This window comes from Pseudomonas sp. ABFPK (genome assembly GCF_001586765.1).
In the GTDB taxonomy this organism is placed as follows: domain Bacteria; phylum Pseudomonadota; class Gammaproteobacteria; order Pseudomonadales; family Pseudomonadaceae; genus Aquipseudomonas; species Aquipseudomonas asiatica.
Window position 1 is genome coordinate 360,923 of sequence record NZ_LQXW01000012.1, and the last position, 20,704, is coordinate 381,626.

A 20,704-nucleotide genomic window follows, 5' to 3' on the forward strand; every position below is an offset into this window, starting at 1 on the left:
GCATGGTGTGATGCAACACGTCACTTTTATCAGCTCTGATCAACGACCGTCTGGCGGATCCTGCAGCCGCTTCCACTCCCGATTCACAGCCCGTCGAGCGTTCTTCTCGCTCACGTACACATGCCGCAGCCGTCTCGGCCTGGTCTGATCGCCGGCCGTGACCGACTTCTCTTGCCCGGTGGCCGTGTCGCGGTAGAAGGCGATAATACCGGTGTATTCGATTTTTCCTTTCACCCCGTCCTCGAGGAGGCCATCAACGCTGTCCTCCGGCAGTTTGCTCTCCAGTTCCAGGCTGACTGTGTAGCCGGAACTGTCCGTCAGGCTGTGTTGCACGTTGCCGCCGTACCAGATGATCTCGTCGATTTCGGCCTTTACCCCCTGGAGCGTATACGTCAGTTCGGGGATCAGGTCTGGCCGACCTTTGGCCAGCGTATAGCTGAGCGTTGCGCTACCCCGCTGCAGGCGGTTCAGCAGGTTGGCATCGGACTCGTTGGCTTGGTCCAGTTGGTGGATCGTTTGGCTGTCCAACGTGCCGGCTATTTTCGCGGTGAGTCCGTTGCCCAAGGCAACGTCGCGTAGGACCTTGCCGAGCGTTGTGGTGCTCCAGCTGCGCTCGCGCTTGGTCTTGAGGCCTTTGCGCAGATCTGCCGATCGGGCGCGGATGCTCAGGACATCCGGCGCTCCACTGTGCTCTGTCTCGTCGACAACGTAGCTGCCCTTGTCGACAAGGCCAGTGTCGCTCCAGCCGAGCCAGAGGCGTATCACGGCCCCTCGGGGCGGGATCGTCAGCAGGCCGTCGTGGTCGCTGAGCGTAATGCTCAGCTGATCCGCTTCAAGCCCCCGGTTGTCGGTCAATTGCAGGCTCATGAGGCGTGGAGCGATTCGCATGGCGATATCGTTCCCGTCCACGGTGATGCGAAATGCAGGTACCGGATATCCGCAAGACCATCACGGCTGGCGGGCGGCAGTTCACCTACACCGCCGGCCGCAACGAGACCACCGGCCATGCCGACCTGGCGTGGGCGCTCTTTCACGCACTGCAAAACGAGCCGCTGGAGGGCCAGACCACGGCCAACACCGGCTTTATGGAGATCTACTCATGAGCAAGGTGAGCAATCGTCGCCAGCGCGACGGCAAATTGCTGGTTAAAGGAACCGGCGGAGAATCAATGGCGTTCACATTCGGCGAGCCGGTACCGGTTCTGGATGGCCGCGAGATTTTGGACTACCTGGAGTGCTGGTCGAACGGCCGTTGGTTTGAGCCGCCGGTTAATTTGGAGGGACTGGCCAGGTCGACCAAAGCCAGCGTCTATCTGCAGTCCGGCCTGACGTTCAAGCGCAACATGCTGGTGCGCAGCTTCATCCCCCATCGGCTGCTGAGTCGGCAGGCGTTCGAGCAGATCGTCATGGACTGGGGGTGGTGCGGAAATTTGTATCTAGAGAAGCGCGACAACATGCTTGGCCAGGCCCTTGGGCTGCAACCTTGCTTAGCCAAGTACATGCGCCGCGGCACTGACATGGATACCTACTACCAGGTGCGAGGCTGGAAAGACGAGCACGCCTTCAAGAGCCGCAGCATCTGTCACCTACGCGAAGCCGACATCAACCAGGAGATCTACGGGCTGCCTGAGTGGATGCCTGCGCTACAGAGTGCGCTGCTGAATGAGAGCGCAACGCTGTTCCGGCGGAAGTACTACCAGAACGGCAGTCATGCCGGCTTCATCCTCTATATGACCGATCCGGCACACAGCGAAAAGTTCGTCGATGACCTGCGAGATGCGATGAAGAATAGCAAAGGACCAGGAAACTTCCGCAATCTGTTTATGTACGCACCGAATGGGAAAAAGGACGGCATTCAACTGCTGCCGATCAGCGAGGTGGCCGCCAAGGATGATTTCGGGGCTATCAAGAACATCAGCCGAGATGACTTGCTCGCAGCGCTGCGCATTCCGCCGCAATTAATGGGCATCGTGCCCCAAAATGCCGGAGGATTCGGCTCTATCAAAGAGGCGACAGAAATATGGATCCACAATGAACTAGAGCCTGTGAAAAATCGCTTGAAACAGGTAAATGACTGGCTTGGGGAGGAAGTTATTGCTTACTTCGACTAGCGTCTAATAGGGGTATTTTTTAATGTTCATGAGTGGTTTGGTTGCAATGCTATCGTTCTCACTGGTGAGTATTGCTCCGTCCTTCAGCGGGGCGTAAGGCCAGTTGGGGTCTACGGTGACTCTAGTGTCGATTCTTATGCTGTAAAGCTTATGTATATCGTTGCCTAAATGAAGCGTCAAATCGATGATGCCTGAAATGTCAAAGTCTGGGTTGAGGTTTTTTTCTCCAAAGCCGAACGCTAAAGGGTAGGTTTTATAGGAGGAGATCCCAAACGGCGAAAAGCTTTTCCCGAACTGTGTATGGTAAAGATCTTTGAGAATTGCTTGTTGGCTGAAAGGATAGAGCCATAACTGAAATTGATATCCGGCAGGAAAGTTTGCTTCCGGTGTGAGAATGTACCGGCGCAGTTTTCTTATGAAGCGATGGCGTGCTTGGGGTGTTTCATCATTTGCGATGAAGTGTGCGATTACTGCTCTGGCGACCTTATTAAGCTCAATGTTTTCTAATGTTATTACAGGTTGCATTAGAAACTTCACGTTTCGAAGCTGGAGTGTTGCCTCTTTGTAGAGCCGGGTAAGGGATGGGTCAAGTAATTGTCCGAGAATATTGTTGTTGCAGTTGGCGCATAAGGTATGCCGTACAACGCCATTCTGTACTAGTCGGGAATTTGGTCGTGCTTTGTAACGTGCTTTGAGGGTCTTTAATGTTTGAGTGACCTGGCGTTGCCCAGGCGGCGCAATGCTCTTAGGGAAAACGTGGTCGGCTGTCATATTTGCACGTTTCAAACAAAGATTGCATCGGCGCATATGTGGTGGTCTCGAAAATTGATCGTTATTCTATATCTATGCTTCAGGCTTTTCTTCTCTAAGGTTTTCTTCCATTGTGGCTAGAAGAACGTTTAATGAGTCTTTGATTTTTTTGGATTGTTGTGCCATCTGCAATTGGAAGTCGCTTAGGTGCGAGTTAAGTCCTAAGTCCTGCCTGATAGCAATGGTTACATTGTTTTGCTTTTCTAGGACGTCCTCCATTTCGATATAAAGTGTTCGGCAATATTCAAATTGCTGGGCGTTATACTTGTTCCAGGCAGCATTTCTTTCTTCGGCGTAATTTTGTGCCTGCTCCGAGTGAAAGTTGTAGGCATTTTGTAGTGGTCGCAAATTGTCTTCAGTGGCGGCGTTGCTCTCGATTAGTCTGGATATCTCACTTTGTAACCTTTTTGCCTCCGTGCTGGAACTCTCGTAAAACTGATTGCTGATGTCAATATCTATGCGTGACATTTGCATGGGGAAAGCTTTTCCCATTAACTTTAAGTGTAATTCGGTATAGGCGCCTGTAAGCTCGCCGACTTTTAGTGCGGTGGTCGGCTCCGCTATCAGCTGAAGTTTTGAGGATGTTGCTAAAAGATCGGAAAGTTCAGTGGCGGGTGTCCCGTCAAATTTTTGTTGTGGTAATGAGCCTAGATGCCCCATGGCTTTGCTCATATGCTCGGCAGCACTCAGGTAAGTTTCGCGCCTTAATGTCGCGGTTCGCTCTTTTTGTTTTTCGTTTGAGTCATGATTCAATTGGATTTTAAGGCGCTTAGTATTACTGGCGTTCGACAGTAGCACGCCAGTAAAAGTAAGTGCCGATGCAATGATTCCAGACCAGATAACGTCTGGAATCGAAGCAATTGCATCCGTAAACCAAACACATTCCATTTCTGACTTTCTCCGGCTTTTCCAACTTCATTGTCTGCTGGCATGCTGACATTACCTCCTTCTTGAGGCCAGTGCTAGCCAATGTATGCCGACGCGTCATCTGCACTCGCACGGACCTTCGGGCGAAGCGCATCCAATCTCGGCCTGACCATTCTTAACCCTCCAGGTACAACTAGGGACAGATCCCCCCTGCGCATGGCCTGCTCCAAATGGACAACGGCAAAGCCATTCCTTGACCAATCAATGCCGTATGAGCACCTAGCCATGTCCATGGGGGATGTATTTGAACTTCCAGACGCCCGGCGCGCGCAATCGTCCCCACGCCACGCCTGCGGGCTAAACGTGTCGGAATTTCTGCGCACCTGCGCGACCGCCAGCTCAGCGCAATTACTGGGCGGCCGGGTAGGTATAGGGGAGGGCGCGCTTCTGCGAATCCCTGCAGCAAGACCCATTTTCGCAGGCATAGGACTCGCATCCTTCCATTTTTAGGAGGACCCATCAAAAAAAGGTAATTTCGGTTAGGAGGGGGTATGACACCCCTGCAAGCCTTATGGGGCAAGGGTTTGAGCGATTACCAAAAAAGGTAATTAAAGGTAAGGAGAAAGGTAATTTCTCAGTAAGTCCTTGATTCTAAAGGGTGTGATTTTTCCCTCACACAACCAGTCATGGAGGTAATCCAATTACCTTTCAATTACCAGAAAATTACCTTTTCCAAAATCCTTGTAGCCCTTGGTTTACGTGGCCTCCAGAGCATTTTCAGATCTCACTTACCAAAATTACCTTTTTTTGAGGGGTCAACCTTAAACGGCGGCTCCCTATGGGGAAGCACCCTGGCAGAGTGACGTGCACACCCACCCTGGGAACACTCTGGGAACAAAAACGCTCACAAACGCTCTCTCTTGGCCACAGAAATCAAGGCCTCCAGCCTATCTGCCGCAATCTCGTTGAGTTCGAATCTCTACGCTTCCGCCATCATTCCTCATTAAAGCCCTGATTATTCAGGGCTTTTTTGGTTTTCACGGCCCCGTTCTTTATCTGGGGGCAAACCCCAGGCCTCCGTCGCGAGGCAGAGGAGCGAGCAGGAAGAGTCGAGTTGAACGCTCGACCAGCGTGCCAACCGCAGAATGGTGCGGCCGCCAAGCTTGCCACTAGTTCACGATTGCAGGCCTCTGGCATCTGCTCGCGCTTGGATTTAAAGAGCCTGACGAATTGCTTCCTCACAGATTCGCATAGACCCATTGGCCGGAAAACCAATCTGTAGACGATTGATAATGAATTCGGGTGCCTTGACCTTTTTACGATAACTACACGTGTCGGATCCCGGCACTGTCGATGGGTTTCTTAAATCGGCGTGTAATTTTATGCGCGTCAATATTTTGCACTCTGAACAAGCCAATATCTTGTCGCATTACGAAAGTTGAATCTTCGGCAGATGGCAGCCTCGCTATGACTCTAAAGTCAAAGAGCCCAATGCTGAACGTTTTTTGGTTCCGTCGGCTTAACTTAAAAGATGGACCTGTTTCAAATCCTGACACTACGGGCAGGCTTCCTGCAGGCCCGGAGCGGGCGAGCACGGTCGGAATGAAGGAAACGAGTAACACTCGCATCTAGCGTTGCTTAATGGGGCTTTTACCGGTGTTCCAGAATGCGAGCAGGGTGGCTGAGCTCGCAGGTAGAAGCAAGAAATGTTGCCTTTAATGTCGAAATGTCATTAGGCCATTATTTGCGTTATTGCTTATTATTGAGTAACTAGGAACAATGGCTACGTCATAAGCTAGTTGAATTAGGAGGACTAGTAGTTGACGCCAAAAAACAAACGCCAATAAGAACAAACATCCTTGTAGCCAGCCGAAGACTCGAAGCATGGCGACCATGGAAGCCAAATGCACACGTTACCCGGGAGAGCCCCCTTGAGCATCGCCATAGTCAAAAGTATTGTTGGCCAGGTAATTGCCATTTCCCCAGAGGGCACCCAGCGTGTGCTTGTGGAAGGGGACCGAGTGTTCGCGGGTGAACAGATCCAGACCGGCCCTGGTGGTGCGGTGAGCCTGGAGCTGGCCGATGGACGCATCCTCGACCTGGGGCGCGATACCCAGTGGAGCGCCGATGCTCCAGATAGCGTGGTCGACCTGAGCGCAGCCACTGCTCAGGCCGCACCATCCGTTGAGGAGCTGCAACAAGCCATCGCCGCCGGTGCTGACCCGACAACCGCACTCGAAGCGACCGCAGCAGGCCCAACCGGGGCAGGTGCGAACCCTGGTGGCATCGGGGGCGGCCACTCGTTTGTGATGCTTGAAGCAGTGGGCGGGTCGGTCGCCCCTACCATTGGTTTCCCCACTGGGCCACTTGGCGTTGCTGTCGAGCAAGCGCGAGAGTTCGTGGGCAATGCAACACCGGCACAGCAGGCAGCGGTGCTAGTACCTGAAGTACCACCCGAGCCCCAGCCGATTGCGGCCACGCTGACCCTGAGCAGCAACAATGTGCAGGAAGGGGGGCTAACCAGCATCACCGGTACCCTGAGCCAGCCGGCAGGAAGGGATTTCACGGTGACCCTGAGCAATGGCCAGACTTTGTCGTTCAAGGCCGGTGAAACGGTCGCAACGACCGGTGAGTTCGCTGCCCAGAGTGATGATGTGTTCCAGGACGGTGAAATCCAGAACATCACCGTCACCAATGCGGGCGACCATGGCTTTGGCAGCCTCAATACCGGTGCAACTTCTACCCTCACTGTCACCGATACCGTCGATACCGTGAGGGCCGAGCTGAGTATCTCGCCGAACCCAGCAGTGGAAGGGCAGGCGGTGACTTACACCATTACCCTGACCGGTCCTGCCGGTGCCGATTTGACTCAGCACGGTGGTCTGTCCATCACCCTGAGCAATGGCGAGGTGATCAACATCCCTGCGGGCCAGGTCAGCGGTTCGCAAACCGCTAACCTGGCGAACGACTTCTATGTGGGCAGTAGTGCTCCGAGCATCGCTATCTCCGGGATCACCGAGCAAGGTACAGGCAAACAGGTCTTTGAGAATCTGGTCAAAGGCGACCCGGTCACCCTGCAGATCACTGACGAACCGGGCACCCCAGGTAACCCTGGTACGCCGGGCACGCCGAATGGTGGCGATGAAGTGACGCTGACCCTCACCGGCAATGCCGTGCAGGAAGGGGGGCAGACCACTATTACCGGTACCCTGAGCCACCCGGCAGGCCAGGCCTTTACCGTCACCCTGAGTAACGGCCAGGCCCTGAGCTTTGCCGAGGGCGCGCTTACTGCGACCACCAATCCGTTCGTAGCCCAGAGCGATGACGTATTCAAGGATGGCGAAACCCAGACCGTCAGCGTGATCGATGCCGGTAGCCACAACTTCGAAAACCTGAACACCAGCGCCACCACGACCGTCACCGTGAGCGACACCGTCGACACCGTGAAGGCTGAGCTGAGCATCTCGCCGAACCCGGCCGTCGAAGGCCAGGCGGTGACTTACACCATTACCCTGACCGGGCCGGCCGGTGCCGATTTGACCCAGCATGGCGGCCTAGATATCGAGCTGAGCAACGGTAAGGTGGTGCACATTGCAGCCGGGCAGATCAGTGGCTCGCAGTCGGGTGTTCTGGCGGACAACGTCTATGTCGGCAGCAGTGCTCCGAGCATCGCAATCTCCGGGATCACCGAGCAAGGCACGGGCAAACAGGTCTTTGAGAACCTGGTCAAAGGCGACCCGGTCACCCTGCAGATCACCGACGAACCGGGCACCCCAGGCAATCCTGGCACTCCGGGTACACCGAATGGCGGCGATGAAGTGACGCTGACCCTCACCGGTAATACCGTGCAGGAAGGCAACACCACGACCATCACCGGCACCCTGAGCCACCCGGCAGGCCAGGCCTTCACCGTCACCCTGAGCAACGGCCAGACCCTGAGCTTCGCCAAGGACGCCACCACCGCCACCACCGCACCGTTCGTGGCACAGAGCGATGATGTGTACCGTGACGGTGAAACCCAGACCATCAGCGTGACGAATGCGGGCAGCCACAATTTCGAGAACCTGAACACCAGTGCCACTACGACCGTTACGGTGAGCGACACCGTCGACACCGTGAAGGCGGAACTGAGCATCTCGCCGAACCCGGCGGTGGAAGGCCAGACGGTGACCTACACCATCACCCTGACCGGTCCTGCCGGTGCCGACCTGACCCAGCATGGCGGTCTGGATATCGAGCTGAGCAATGGCAAAGTGGTGCACATTGCAGCCGGGCAGATCAGTGGCTCGCAGTCGGGTGTTCTGGCGGACAACGTCTATGTCGGCAGCAGTGCCCCAAGCATCGCCATCAACGGAATCACCGAGCAAGGCACGGGCAAACAGGTCTTTGAGAACCTGGTCAAAGGCGACCCGGTCACCCTGCAGATCACCGACGAACCGGGCACCCCAGGCAACCCTGGCACCCCGGGTACACCGAATGGTGGCGATGAAGTGACGCTGACCCTCACCGGCAATGCCGTGCAGGAAGGCAACACCACAACCATCACCGGCACCCTGAGCCACCCAGCAGGCCAGGCCTTCACCGTCACCCTGAGCAACGGCCAGACCCTGACCTTCGCCAAGGACGCCACCACTGCGACCACTGCACCGTTCGTGGCACAGAGCGATGACGTGTTCCGTGACGGCGAAACCCAGACCATCAGCGTGACGAATGCAGGCAACCACAACTTCGAAAACCTGAACACCAGCGCCACCACGACCCTCACGGTCACCGATACCATCAACACCGTGAAGGCCGAGTTGAGCATCTCGCCGAACCCGGCCGTGGAAGGGCAGGCGGTGACTTACACCATCACCCTGACCGGCCCGGCCGGTGCCGATCTGACTCAGCACGGTGGCCTGTCCATTGCACTGAGCAACGGCGAGGTAATCAACATCCCTGCGGGCCAGGTCAGCGCGTCGCAAACCGCTAACCTGGCGGATGACGTCTATGTCGGCAGCAGTGCTCCGAGCATCGCAATCTCCGGGATCACCGAGCAAGGCACCGGCAAACAGGTCTTTGAAAACCTGGTCAAAGGTGACCCGGTCACCCTGCAGATCACCGACGAACCGGGCACCCCAGGCAATCCTGGCACTCCGGGCACGCCGAATGGCGGTGATGCAGTGACGCTGACCCTGACGGGCAATGCCGTGCAGGAAGGCAACACCACGACCATCACCGGCACCCTGAGCCACCCGGCAGGCCAGGCCTTTACCGTCACCTTGAGCAACGGCCAGACCCTGACCTTCGCCAAGGACGCCACCACCGCTACCACTGCACCGTTTGTGGCGCAGAGCGATGACGTGTTCCGTGACGGCGAAACCCAGACCATCAGCGTGACGAATGCAGGCAACCACAACTTCGAAAACCTGAACACCAGCGCCACCACGACCCTCACGGTCACCGATACCATCAACACCGTGACGGTCGTGCTGAGCGCTTCGCCCAACCCGGCAGCCAAGGGCCAGGAGGTGACCTACACGGTCAATCTGGAAGCGCCGGCTGGCATGAGCGCAAGCAACCATGGCGGCCTGACCATCAAGCTGGACAATGGCCTGACCATCATGGTGGCGGCGGGCAGCACCACCGGCACGGTGAAAGGTGCCATTCCCGACAATGTCTTCGTGGGTGGTGGCAGCGTGTCCGTGGGCATCGACCAGATCACGCAGAATGGCACGGGTAGCAAGGTGTTCGAGAACCTGGTCCCGGGCGCCAGCGTTGCCGTGGGCATGACCAATGCCACGCCAACCATCACTTCGGGTGCCGCGCTGGTGTCCGAGGAGGGGCTGATCGGCGGGAACAAAGACACCGTCGGTTCACCAGCCGACCAAAGCGACAGCAAGTCGTTCGCTGGCAAGCTGACGGTCAGTGATATCGATACGCCGTCGGCCAACCTTTCGGTCAGCCTGGCAGCACCATCGACAGCGCTGACATCCTCTGGCCAGAGTGTGCAATGGGCGTTGTCCAATGGCGGCAAGACCCTGACCGGCACGGCCGGTGGCAAGGACGTGATCGAAATCAGGATCGACAACGCTGGCAACTACACCGTGGAACTGAAGGGGCCGCTCGACCATCCGAACCCGGCGGCCGAGGATGTACTGTCCCTCAACGTTGGTGTCAGCGTTTCCGACGGCAGCACCTCATCGACCGGCACGCTGACAATCAGCGTCGAGGACGACAGCCCGACCTTCGCCATCAGTGACAATGCCGGCATGTGGAACACTGTCGGGTACACGGCGGTCGGCGACACGCACTTCCTGGCGGGTGGTGATGGCGTGGGGACGCTGAAGTTCGGCAGCATCGTTGGCCTGCCTTCGGGCTGGAGCAGCAAGGCAACGGATGCAAGCGGCACCACGGTGGAAGTCTTCGACGGTACCACGAAGGTGTTCACGCTTGCCTTGGGAGCGGATGGGCAATACACCGTCACCCAGAACGCCGTGCGCGAAGGTAGCCGAGATACGTTCAACCTTGAAGGTTTGAAATCCGGGAATACCTCAACCCTGTCCGTCACTTTCAACAGCGGCTTGACAGCCACCTTCGAAGCCTTGGCCAGTGCTACAGGGAAGCCGACGATCAACGTCGGCAATGGGTTGGGGGTGGGTAACAACCACTTCTCTGCCAACGAAAAGTTCTCCTTGGCGTTCACCGATGCCCAGCAGCACGCCGTCTCGATGAAAGAGGTCACGCTAGGCATTGCGCGGCTTCAGGTCAGCGGTGACGTCAATATCATTGCCTCCTACAAGGACGCCAATGGTGTTGTGCATGAAGCGACGAAGACGTACACCATCACTTCTGGCTCCGAGGCCATAAAGATTCTGGCCAGTGACTTTACGGGCCTTGCCGGGCACGCCTTCGACACGATTACCCTGGCTGCACCGAGCAATAGTACGCTTGACACCACCTTCACCAAACTTACCTATGTAGAGGAGAAACCTGCCAGCGACCTGAACTTCACGGTCCATGTCATCGGCACCGACCACGATGGTGATTCGGCAAGCAGCTCGTTCGTGGTGACATCCCATGGTGACGCAGCCTCGTCGACGTCGATGAGCACGATGTCGCTGATGGCGAGCGACACATCGGACAGCGCCTCCACGTCCCTGCTTGGCAGCGAGGACCACATCCTGTTCGTGGGGGCAGGGGACAGCACCGTCACTGGCAGCAGCGGCATCGCCGAGTCCTTCGTGTGGACGGCAGGTGATACCGGCCATGACGTGATCAGGAACTTCAATGCTGATGAAGGCGACCGCCTGGACCTGAGTGCGCTGCTGCAGGGGGAATCGCTGTCGACCATCGACAACTATTTGAAAATTACCACGGTCAATGGCGAGTCGACCTTGCAGGTCAGCACCCAGGGCAAGTTCACACCCGACGGTGACACCAGCAGCGCTGATGTGTCGATCAAGCTCGAAGGTGTGAACTGGTCGAATACCACAGTCAGTTCGCTGGTCAGTGGTGGCGATCCAACCATCAAGATCGACCATTCCCAGCAATGAGCCATACCCTGCGGCAGTCGCCAGGCCGCCGCGGGGTTCGCTCTGTGGCTTGGTTCGGTGAACGGCGTGAGGATCAGGCGATGTGCCGCAGAGCATTATTCGCGGGCAAGCCAACTCCTGCAGGTTTTACTGCAGGGTCACCGGCTTCATGCCATCCGGCAGCTTTTGAATGGCTGCCTCCATCCGCGCGACGGCTGCCGCAAGTTCGTCCGCCTCCTTGTCCTTGCCCTCCCTTCTCAGGCGGTCACGCTCAAGGCGCAGGTTAAGCAAATTCTTCTGTAGTTTCAGGGCCGAGGTATTGAACGGATCCATGCTTTTCTCATGCTGTAGGCTTCCGTGCCGCTGTAGGAAAACTGGACCGTAGCAGTTCGAATTTGCTGGAGAAACTGATGTTTCATACAGGCAAATCCCACTACATAGATTCTTCCTACATTGCGCGGTAAAAGATCCTACAGTCAGCGTTTCAAATCATGTCTTTCAAACCCTCCTGAGCCCGCATGGTAGGTGGCGATGATAGGTGTTTGGCAATGCAGGCCCTCAAGGCGGATTGATCCAGAGGCTGCAGTGCTTTTCGAAACCTTATGTAGCAATTGCCGCCCCGCGCGCTACAGGTGGTCCGCATCCATCACCGCCTAGGTGAATGTCTGAGGCGCTTCCTGCGGCAAGTTGTTAAGCGGGTCGAAGTCATCCGCCGCTGTAGCGGCTGGCTGGGGCTGCTGTGCTGCAGCCGTGGTGATGTCCGCCGTCAGCAGGCCAGGTGGCAGCAGGGTACAGGCGAGCAGTGTACGGCTGAAACGGTGTGGCAGGGTGGTGGTCGAGTGGCGGGTAGACATCGGGCATCTGCGCCCATCCGCTTCGCCAAGAGCAGGTGCAGATGGTGCGCCCGCTCAATGGCTGGGTCTGGTGTCGCCGCCATGGCAATGACGAGTTGGCTGGTTGCCTGCGCAGAAGCTTCAGCGGTTGACCTGAAGCGAGTCAGCAATCAGAACCTGCTCCGTGCGCAGGATGCGCGCGTAATCCAGAGCCAGGTTGCTCAACGACAGCGCATGTACATCCTCCGCCGGCCAAAGCCGGCCTTGCAGGTCGTGCTGGTCAAAGGTGAAGCAGGCATCTTCCACCACCACCACATCGAAACCGAGATTGCCCGCCGAGCGTGCGGTGGATTCCACGGAGTTGTTGGTAATTACCCCGGCGATGACCAGTGCGTTGATGCTGCGCGCATGCAGCCAGCGCTCCAGGCCGGAGTTGGCGAAGGCATCGGGCACATGTTTGTCGAACACGGTTTCGCTGGCCAGTGGGGTAAATGCGGGCTGGAATTCGCAACCGGACTGGCCCGGCCAGAACACCGAGTCTACCGAGCGGGACAGGTTGCGCACATGGATTACCGGGCGTCCTGACCGACGCCACGCAGCCAGCAGATCGCCTATACGCAGTTCGGCCTCATGGTTGTTGCGCCGGCCCAGGCGCGGGTGGTGGATACCAATCTGAAGGTCGATCAACAACAAGGCAGCGTTGGTCGCGAAAGCGGTCATGAAGGGATGGCACTCCTGGCAGGTTCGAGCGCTTGACCCTAGCACAGCGTGGATGACTGCAAAAATTGCTGCCACGCGTAAGGGCCAGATGCGCCGCTCTTGTGGGAGATGGCCCAGCTCTTTGGGCTGCGCTGTCGCGTAGATAACTGAAATTGCAAGCAATCCGCGTACCCGGTGGGAGCGGCTTTAGCCGCGAAGAATCCAACGCGGTGCATGGCACCGGCTGCGCCGGTGTTCGCGGCTGAAGCCGCTCCCACAGGGCCCCTGCTAATTCAATGAGTTATGTGCAGTTTTATGGGAGCGGCGCCTTGTGTCGCGAAAGGGGCGCGCAACGGCCCCAGGTTTTCGATGCATCCCTCAAGATTGCCGGGGCCGCCCTGCGGCCCTTTCGCGAAGCAAGGCCGCTCCCACAAAAGAACCGGTGCCTCACATCTGATCCGCTTTTTTTCCATAAAGCTGAATCTGTAACGGTATCAGCCCAAGCCCGACAATATGCCCATTCCCGCATCACACTTGTAGAGGTTCCAATGGGCAAGCTCGCGCTATTCCTGGGTGGTTTTCTGCTGCTGACCATTCTGATCGGTATCCTTGGCACCATTCCGCCAAGCTGACGTTCACCACACCTATCCCTCGCGGCCTGCCTGTCCTTCGGGCGGGCCCATTCCTCTTCATTGTTGGCCGATTCACCCTACCGATTTGTACGATAAGTCATTCTTTGCACTGGGAAAACTGTCCACAAAAAACGTGGGTAGGTCTGTGGATAAAGTTCTGCAAGCCAAGCCCGTGGCGGGCTCTGTCAAATTGAGCAGAAATTGAACAGCCGTTTCAGGGCGTTGTTTCAGTAGGCCAGGCCGGCGCGGCGCAGGGCTGCCAGCAGGTCGCGTACCCGCGCCGGCAGCTCGCCGGCGGGGTACACGGCATGCATCTGCGGGTCCCGGCCGTTGCTGGAGGTCAGGCGGTACTGCGGGCATACCCGCACCAGCCGCCCGGCCTTGACCTGCGCTTCGCCGACCCAGGCGGCCAGGCGGGCGATACCGGCGCCGGCCAAGGTGCTGTGGTACACCGCGTCACCTGAGTCCAGGCGCAGCCTGGGCCTGGGGCGCAGGCTGGTGATCTGGCCGTCGCGGCAGAAGTGCCAGGCCTTGAGGATGCGCGGGGCGGTGTGCAGGATCAGCGCGTGGCCCTCGAGGTCCTCGGGTTGTTGTGGCGTGCCGGCCAGTGCCAGGTATTCAGGGCTTGCATACAGGTGACGCTGGTAATCCCACAGCGGGTAGCCGATCAGCTCGCTCGACTGTGGGAAGGCACCGCGCACCACGAAGTCGAACTTGCCTTGCAGCGGGTCCAAGGCCCCGTCGCTGTACTGCACGTCCAGGGTTACCTGGGGGTGGCAGCGGGAAAACTCGGCAAGCACCTGGGGCAGGACATGTTCGCCCAGTACCTGCGGCACGGCGAAGCGGATCCAGCCTTGTGCACTGCCGCTGAGCGCGGCCAGTTCGTCGGCGGCATCACGTTGCACATCCAGCAAGCGTTCGGCGTGTGGCAGCAGGCGCTCGCCGGCTTCGGTCAGGGTCACGGCATTGGCGTTGCGGTTGAGCAGTTTGCTCCCGGCGTTGTCTTCCAGGGTTTGTACCGCGCGGGTTACCGCGCTGGGGGAGCGCCCCAGGGCGCGGGCGGCGGCGACGAAGCTGCGCTTGTGCGCCACGCTGACGAACGCCTGGATTTCCCGCAGCATGTCCAATGCCATTGCCTGCTCCTCGTTGCAGTTTTCGCAATATGGCATTTCAACACAAGCGCGGCACTTTGATTAGCCTTGCAGGCGTCTTCACTGCCTGGAACCGCGTCATGATGGATATCGCTGTGCTTTCCGTGTTCGCCTTCGCCGCTGGGCTGATCGACGCCGCCGTGGGTGGCGGTGGGCTGATCCAGATTCCGGCCTTGTTCAACGTGCTGCCCACCGCGCAACCGGCGGCATTGCTCGGAAGCAACAAGCTGGCGTCGGTGTGTGGCACGGCCTTCGCTGCGCGTTCGTTCATCCGCAGGGTGACGCTGGACTGGGGGGTGATCGTGCCGGCAGCGCTCAGTGCGTTCGTAATGTCTTTCGCCGGTGCCGCCACGGTGTCGCTGGTGCCGCCCAGCGTGATGCGCCCGGCGGTGCTGGTGCTGATCGTGCTGATGGCCATCTACACCTTCTGCAAGAAGGACTTCGGCACGCTGCACAAACCCACAAGGATCGGCCGCAAGGAGCAGTGCCTGGCGGTGCTGATCGGTGGCGCGATCGGTTTTTACGACGGCCTGTTCGGTCCGGGTACTGGCAGCTTCCTGATCTTCCTGTTCATCCGCTTCTTCGCTTTGGACTTTCTGCACGCCTCGGCGTCGGCCAAGGTGGTGAACATCGCCACCAACCTGGCGGCGCTGGTGTTCTTCGTGCCGTCAGGCAATGTGCTGTACGCCATCGCCTTGCCCATGGCGGCTTGCAACATCCTCGGCGCGCTGACCGGTACCTGGCTGGCGGTGCGCAAGGGCGCGGGCTTTGTGCGTGGGTTGTTCCTGGTGCTCTTGTGCGTGCTGATCGCCAAGTTGACGTGGGACCTGCTGGGTGGCTAGTTCACATCGCCTGGCGTTGTGGCTCGGCCTGTTCGACGCGATTGCGGCCATGGGCCTTGGCGCGGTACAGCGCCTGATCGGCGCGTGCCAGCAGTTCATCGAGGGTGGGGGCCGGCATGTCGGCGGCACAACCGGCCAGGCCGATACTGACGGTAATCTGCAGGGACTGGCCGGCCTGCATCACATGCAGGTCCTGCACCGCACGGCGCAGGCGCTCGGCAGTGAACTTGGCCCGATCTGGCGCCAGGCCCGGTAGGACCACGACAAATTCCTCGCCGCCCAGGCGAGCGAACAGTTCACCATCGTGCAACTGGTCCTGCAGGGTGCTGGCGAACTGGCGCAGCACCTGGTCACCGACCGCATGGCCATGGACATCATTGATCGACTTGAAGTGGTCGATGTCCAGCATCATCAGGGTCAGCGGCAGCGCCTGGGCGTGTTGCTGGCGGCTTTCCAGCAGCGCGTTGGCGCGGCGGGTGAAGGCGCTGCGGGTGAGCACACCGGTGAGGTGGTCGATGCTGGCCTGATGCGCCAGGCGGGCCATCAGGCTGCGGTTTGCCTGGCTGACGCAGGCCACCACCAGCGGCCCGAGCACCAGCATGGCGATGCCCAGGCGCGCCGACATCAGTGTGGTCACTCCGGGCTCGCTTTGCGGCACGCTGAAATGCATGAGGTTTTGCGCCACCGCCACGATCAGCGTGCTGCCAGCGGTGAGTGTCAGCAGAGAAACCAGGAACGGTGAGTAAGTCCAGGCGCACCACAGCAGCGCGGCAATCGGGAAGGCAATGGCCCCGGGGCCGCCGAAGGCAATGCTGAACGCCAGCGAGGCCAGCAGCACCAGCAACGGCGCCAGGCGGATGGCCTGGGCGCCACCGCGCACCAGCGCTCGTGCCGTAGGGGCTGTCAGCAGCACTGGCAGCACCAGCACGCTGGTCGAGAACTGTTCACTGAACCAGGCCAGCCAGGTGGCGCGCAACGACTGTTCGAACCACGGCGCGGCCACTGCCGCCGCCATGCTGGCAGCCACTATTGCCCCGGCGGCACTGGCGCCGAACACGCTGAGGACGCCGTGGGGAGTACGCATCCGTCGGTGCAGGCGTGGCAAGCGCGAGAGCATCAGCCAGAGGGTGACCACCACGCCCAGGTTGCACAGGTTGAACCACAGGGCAGGCACCCAGGCGCTGCCGCACAGCAGGTCGGCGCCGACCATGGCCAGCCAGACCAGGGTAAACCCCGTCAGCGTGGCTTGGCGGGGGTAGCGCAGTAGCACCCCAGCCAGGACCGCATTGACCGGCCAGAACAGCGACAGGGATTCGATCGGGCGGGCCAGGATGCCGCCCAGGGTCAGGGCGAAGGTCAGGCCGAGTAGAACGACGTAGTGCAACAAGCGCGATTGGGCTGGAAAAACCATGGGCTCGACCGGCAAGGCGGAAACGAAATCCAGGACAACGGCTTGAACCACCTGGGGCAATTGCGCATAAGTGTGTTTCGTCAGGGGACTTGATGTCAATCTGCCGCGATCGGTCGAGATAATGCCAAATCGCCTTCATTCGTAGCCAAGCCCTACAGCCCAAAGAACCACGGCACCATCAACACGGTCACCAGCATCACCAGTATGGTGAACGGCACGCCAACTTTGACGAAGTCGGCGAAGCGGTATTGCCCCGGGCCAAGTACCAGGGTGTTCACCGGCGATGACACCGGCGTCATGAAGGCCGCCGAGGCAGCCAGCGCCACGGTCATGGCAAACGGGTAGGGCGACATGCCCAGCTGCGTGGCGGTGCTGACGGCCACGGGGGCCATCAGTACCGCAGTGGCCGTGTTGGAGATGAACAGGCCGATCACCGCCGTGACCGCGAACAGGCAGGCAAGGATGGCACTGGGGCCGGCACCGCCCAGCACGCTGACCAGGCCGCCCACTGCCAGGTCGATGCCGCCGGTTTTCTGCAGCGCCTGGGCAAAGGGCAGCATACCGACGATCAGCACCAGGCTTTGCCAGTGGATGGCCCGGTAGGCGCTGTTCATGTCGATGCAGCGGCCTGCGCCCATCAGCAGGCAGCCGATCAGCGCGGCAATGACATTGGGGACCGCGCCGCTGACCATCAGCCCGACCATCACCGCCAGGCTCAGCAACGCCTGTGGTGCGCGGGTGCGGGCGGGCGCGACCAGGTCGATTTCTGCGGGCAGGCTCAGTACCAGGAAGTCCTTGGGCTTGCTTTGCAACTGGCGCACGGCTTTCCACGGGCCGACTACCAGCAGGGTGTCGCCCAGGTGCAGCTTTTCTTCCACCAGCTGTTCTTCGATCGCCACCTGCTCGCGGCGCAAGCCTACAACGTTGAGGTCGAAGCGCGTGCGGAAGGCCAGTTCGAGGATGCTCTTGCCGAGCAGTTTCGAACCCGGTGGCAGCAATACCTCGGCCATGCCCAGCTCCTGGGACTGGTCAATGAAGTAGGCGGCCTTGAAGTGCAGCGGCTCCAGCTGCATGGTCTGGCACAGGCTGCGCAGGTCGTCGCGGTTGGCGAACAGGTCGAGCAGCAGCACATCGCCCTGGTGCAGCACGGTGCTGGAGTCGGCGGCGATCACCCGCGTGGTGAACTTGTGCTGGCGCTCGATGCCGATCACGTTGGCGCCATGCCTGGTGCGCAGCTCCAGCTCGCCCAGGGTATGACCGATCAGCGGTGAATGGGGGCGGATGCGCAGGCGCCGTTCACGGCCATTGAGCTTGTAGTCCAGCACCAGGTCCAGCAGGGTGCGGCGGCTTTCCACGCGGCCGTCCTTGCGCACTTCGCCATTCAGCCAGTGCCGGGTCAGCAGCATGTAGCCGATGCCCAGCACCAGCACCACCAGGCCGAACGGGGTGAAGCTGAAGAAGCTGAAGCCCGCTTCGCCATGGCGTACCAGCTCGCTATGTACCACCACGTTGGGCGGTGTGGCCACCAGGCTGAGCATGCCGCTGATCAGGCCGGCGAAAGCCAGCGGCATCATCAGGCGGGCGGGCGAAAGCTGCAGGCGTGCAGCGATGCTCAGCACCACCGGAATGAAAATGGCCACCACGCCGGTGGAGCTCATCATCGAACCCAGCCCCGCCACGGCTACCATCAGCAACACCAGCAGGCGCGCCTCGCTGTTGCCGGCCCGCTCGCTCATCCATTCGCCGATACGGTAGGCAATGCCGGTGCGCACCAGGCCTTCACCGATCACGAACAAGGCGGCGATCAACACCACGTTGGGGTCACTGAAACCGGCCAGCGCCTGCTCCACGGTGAGGATGCCCGACAGCGGCAGGGCGAGGATCACCAGTAGCGCGACCACGTCCATGCGTGGGCGGTTGATGACGAACAGGGTGATGACGATGGCCAGCAGGCCGAGGACCCAGAGCAGCTCTTGGTTCATGGGGAGGGGGTGTTCCTTCACACGGGGGCACGATAGACAGTAGCAGCCAGTGTGCCGGATTGCGGTGAAGGGGGTATTGATGTGCTGCAACAAAAAGGGCCGCTAGGCGGCCCATCGCTGGCAAGCCAGGCTCCCACAATGACTGCGCATGGCTTGAGGTCAATGCGGTCGACGTGGGAGCTGGCTTGCCGGCGATGGGCTGCGCAGCAGCCCTTCAGGTCACCGGATCAGTGACGGTGACGGCGGTGCTTGCCGTTGTTGTCGCCCAGGTGGTTGCCGATGGCACCACCGGCTGCGCCACCCAGGCCGGCGCCCACGGTGGAGCCGGTCTTGCCGCCTACCGCGCCGCCCAGCAGCGAACCGCCGGCCGAACCCAGGCCACCGCCGATGGCGGCTTCGGTACGGTTGCCCTTGCGTGCACCTACCGCACTGCCGGCTGCGCCGCCGAGGCCGGCGCCGATGGCCGCCCCCGTTTTGCCGCCGATCTGTTGACCGACAACGTTACCCAGAACACCACCCAGGCCACCGCCAATGGCGGCGGTACCGTCACCGGCGAAAGCGCCCTGGCACAGCAGCAGGCCAAGGGCAAGGGAAGGCAGAGTCAGACGCATGATACGAACCTCAAAGGAATCATCAGGTTAAGGTGCCGCGCAACGGGCGGCGGGCCAGGGTTGAAAAAGACGCTTCAGCGGTAGTAGCGGTCACCACGGTATTGACGATTGTCATCATCGTCGTCGCGGTCATGCCGATGGTGGTGGCGATGGCCACGATCGCGATCACGATCACGGTCACGCCAGCCATCGTCGTCGTCATGGTAGCGATGGCTATGGCACCCTGCGGTCAGCAGGACAACGGCAATCAGCGAAAGGCTTGCAAGACGGGTCATCACGATATAGGTCCTTGATCCGCAAAGGTTTACGGCACACCCTCTGAGACTGGAAAGGATCCATTTGGTTTCGCTGGCAGGCAAAAATTTGTCGTGCCAGCGATGAGCGGCGGGGAAAGTGTGGAATCAGTGGGTTGGCTGAATTGCCAGCACCACACCGTTGGTGATCTGCACCAGCACGTAGCGCCCCCCCATGTCTACCCAGTGGCTCTCCTTTTCCGGCGCTGGCAGGCCCTTGGTTTTCCAGTCCTTGATTGCCTGGTCATCGCGTTTGTACTGGTCGGGTGCCTTGTCGCCGACCTTGAGCTCGCGGTTGTGGGTTTCTGGCGCGGTGATGCTTTCTTCGCCGGAGGGGGCTGCGGTGGCAGCGAGGGGCAGGCAGGGAAGGGCGGCGAACAGCAGGTAGTGCAATTTCATGACGTTCTCCTTGTGGCGGAATGCCTTATCTGCGACAGCCACCTGCGCGTGACAATTCACTCGCGATGCTTGCCAGTGCTAGAGTCGCCTTCTTTTTTACCCTGAGGATGGAACATGCGTGCGATTCTGCCGATGGCTGCGGCGCTGATGCTGGTCGGTTGTGCTTCTGCGACCATGGAAACGGCCCGCGGCGGCAAGCCGAGCGCGCAGCTCGACTCGCACAAGGCGCCGGAACTGGTGGCCCAGTGCATCCAGTTCAGCTGGCAGGAAGAGAAGGTATTCGGCGACGACGCCAGTGGTTATCTCGAACCACGCAAGCAAGGTGGCTTCACCGTGTATACCCGTGAGGCCGAGGCGTTCGTGGACGTGTACCCGCAGGTGGGTGGGGCGCGGGTGGATTACTACGCGCAGAAGAACGACGGTGTGGCCCTGCAGCGCCGGGCGGCGGCGGCGACCTGCCTGTAACGGCTGGCTGACTTGGCAGGGGCTCTGTGTGGTCGGGTGGGAGCGGGCGCGCCCGCGAACACCGGCGTAGCCGGTGCCAGCCACC

16 protein-coding genes and 2 pseudogenes are annotated in these 20,704 nt (G+C 59.7%); 6 read left to right on the top strand and 12 right to left on the bottom strand.

Annotation, left to right across the window (positions count from 1 at the left end; genetic code table 11):
- Positions 1–39: 39 nt before the first annotated feature.
- Positions 40–936, bottom strand: a pseudogene (locus WM94_RS10795) (phage late control D family protein); the annotation flags it as partial.
- Here WM94_RS10795 and WM94_RS10800 point away from each other — a divergent pair.
- Both WM94_RS10800 and WM94_RS10805 read left to right on the top strand, forming a co-directional pair.
- A pseudogene (locus WM94_RS10800) lies at positions 936–1,103 on the top strand (hypothetical protein); the annotation flags it as partial. The pseudogenes WM94_RS10795 and WM94_RS10800 overlap by 1 nt on opposite strands.
- The gene (locus tag WM94_RS10805; protein ID WP_082810549.1) at positions 1,100–2,110 is read left to right on the top strand and encodes a phage portal protein; all 1,011 of its coding nucleotides are present in this window, start codon (positions 1,100–1,102) and stop codon (positions 2,108–2,110) included. The pseudogene WM94_RS10800 and the gene WM94_RS10805, both read left to right, overlap by 4 nt.
- Before the next feature lie 3 nt (positions 2,111–2,113).
- Here WM94_RS10805 and WM94_RS10810 read toward each other — a convergent pair whose 3' ends face one another.
- Positions 2,114–2,881 (bottom strand): hypothetical protein, encoded by a 768-nt coding sequence (locus WM94_RS10810; protein ID WP_156485957.1) that lies wholly within the window; start codon positions 2,879–2,881, stop codon positions 2,114–2,116.
- Between the two features lie 72 nt (positions 2,882–2,953).
- A complete protein-coding gene (locus WM94_RS10815; RefSeq protein WP_061551172.1) occupies positions 2,954–3,808 on the bottom strand; it encodes a hypothetical protein in 855 nt (284 codons plus the stop codon).
- Positions 3,809–5,718: 1,910 nt separating this feature from the next.
- Here WM94_RS10815 and WM94_RS10820 point away from each other — a divergent pair.
- Positions 5,719–11,322 (top strand): retention module-containing protein, encoded by a 5,604-nt coding sequence (locus WM94_RS10820; RefSeq protein ID WP_061551173.1) that lies wholly within the window; start codon positions 5,719–5,721, stop codon positions 11,320–11,322.
- Positions 11,323–11,448: 126 nt separating this feature from the next.
- Here the strand turns inward: WM94_RS10820 and WM94_RS10825 are convergent, their stop codons facing one another.
- The 3 genes from WM94_RS10825 to WM94_RS10835 form a co-directional block, all read right to left on the bottom strand.
- Positions 11,449–11,634, bottom strand: a complete 186-nt coding sequence (locus WM94_RS10825; protein ID WP_003257393.1) for a hypothetical protein — start codon at positions 11,632–11,634, stop codon at positions 11,449–11,451.
- Between the two features lie 320 nt (positions 11,635–11,954).
- Positions 11,955–12,155 carry a hypothetical protein gene (locus WM94_RS10830; RefSeq protein ID WP_013973221.1) on the bottom strand — a complete coding sequence of 67 codons (201 nt, stop codon included), beginning with the start codon at positions 12,153–12,155 and terminating at the stop codon, positions 11,955–11,957.
- Between the two features lie 120 nt (positions 12,156–12,275).
- Positions 12,276–12,854, bottom strand: a complete 579-nt coding sequence (locus WM94_RS10835; RefSeq protein ID WP_061551174.1) for a cysteine hydrolase family protein — start codon at positions 12,852–12,854, stop codon at positions 12,276–12,278.
- A gap of 275 nt (positions 12,855–13,129) precedes the next feature.
- Here WM94_RS10835 and WM94_RS30085 point away from each other — a divergent pair, with 275 nt between their 5' ends.
- A complete protein-coding gene (locus tag WM94_RS30085; protein WP_139657810.1) occupies positions 13,130–13,465 on the top strand; it encodes a hypothetical protein in 336 nt (111 codons plus the stop codon).
- Positions 13,466–13,692: 227 nt separating this feature from the next.
- Here the strand turns inward: WM94_RS30085 and WM94_RS10840 are convergent, their stop codons facing one another.
- A complete protein-coding gene (locus WM94_RS10840) occupies positions 13,693–14,598 on the bottom strand; it encodes a LysR family transcriptional regulator (protein ID WP_054572110.1) in 906 nt (301 codons plus the stop codon).
- Positions 14,599–14,696: 98 nt separating this feature from the next.
- Here WM94_RS10840 and WM94_RS10845 point away from each other — a divergent pair, with 98 nt between their 5' ends.
- Positions 14,697–15,458 (top strand): TSUP family transporter, encoded by a 762-nt coding sequence (locus WM94_RS10845; RefSeq protein ID WP_061551175.1) that lies wholly within the window; start codon positions 14,697–14,699, stop codon positions 15,456–15,458.
- A 1-nt stretch (position 15,459) separates the two neighbouring features.
- Here WM94_RS10845 and WM94_RS10850 read toward each other — a convergent pair whose 3' ends face one another.
- The 5 genes from WM94_RS10850 to WM94_RS10870 all read right to left on the bottom strand — a co-directional run bounded on the left by WM94_RS10850 (position 15,460) and on the right by WM94_RS10870 (position 20,154).
- Complete coding sequence (locus WM94_RS10850) at positions 15,460–16,884, bottom strand: GGDEF domain-containing protein (protein WP_015270912.1); 1,425 nt, start codon at positions 16,882–16,884, stop codon at positions 15,460–15,462.
- Positions 16,885–17,021: 137 nt separating this feature from the next.
- Positions 17,022–18,851 carry an SLC13 family permease gene (locus tag WM94_RS10855; RefSeq protein WP_061551176.1) on the bottom strand — a complete coding sequence of 610 codons (1,830 nt, stop codon included), beginning with the start codon at positions 18,849–18,851 and terminating at the stop codon, positions 17,022–17,024.
- Positions 18,852–19,078: 227 nt separating this feature from the next.
- Complete coding sequence (locus tag WM94_RS10860) at positions 19,079–19,462, bottom strand: glycine zipper domain-containing protein (protein ID WP_025339704.1); 384 nt, start codon at positions 19,460–19,462, stop codon at positions 19,079–19,081.
- 74 nt (positions 19,463–19,536) lie between these two features.
- Entirely contained in the window at positions 19,537–19,737 is a 201-nt protein-coding gene (locus WM94_RS28980; protein ID WP_082810550.1) for a hypothetical protein, read from the bottom strand.
- A gap of 126 nt (positions 19,738–19,863) precedes the next feature.
- Entirely contained in the window at positions 19,864–20,154 is a 291-nt protein-coding gene (locus tag WM94_RS10870; protein ID WP_061551178.1) for an RcnB family protein, read from the bottom strand.
- A gap of 114 nt (positions 20,155–20,268) precedes the next feature.
- On the opposite strand from WM94_RS10870, the gene WM94_RS10875 reads away from it, so the two are divergent.
- On the top strand, positions 20,269–20,619 hold the full coding sequence (locus WM94_RS10875; RefSeq protein ID WP_061551179.1) for a hypothetical protein: 351 nt from the start codon (positions 20,269–20,271) through the stop codon (positions 20,617–20,619).
- Positions 20,620–20,704 lie beyond the last annotated feature (85 nt).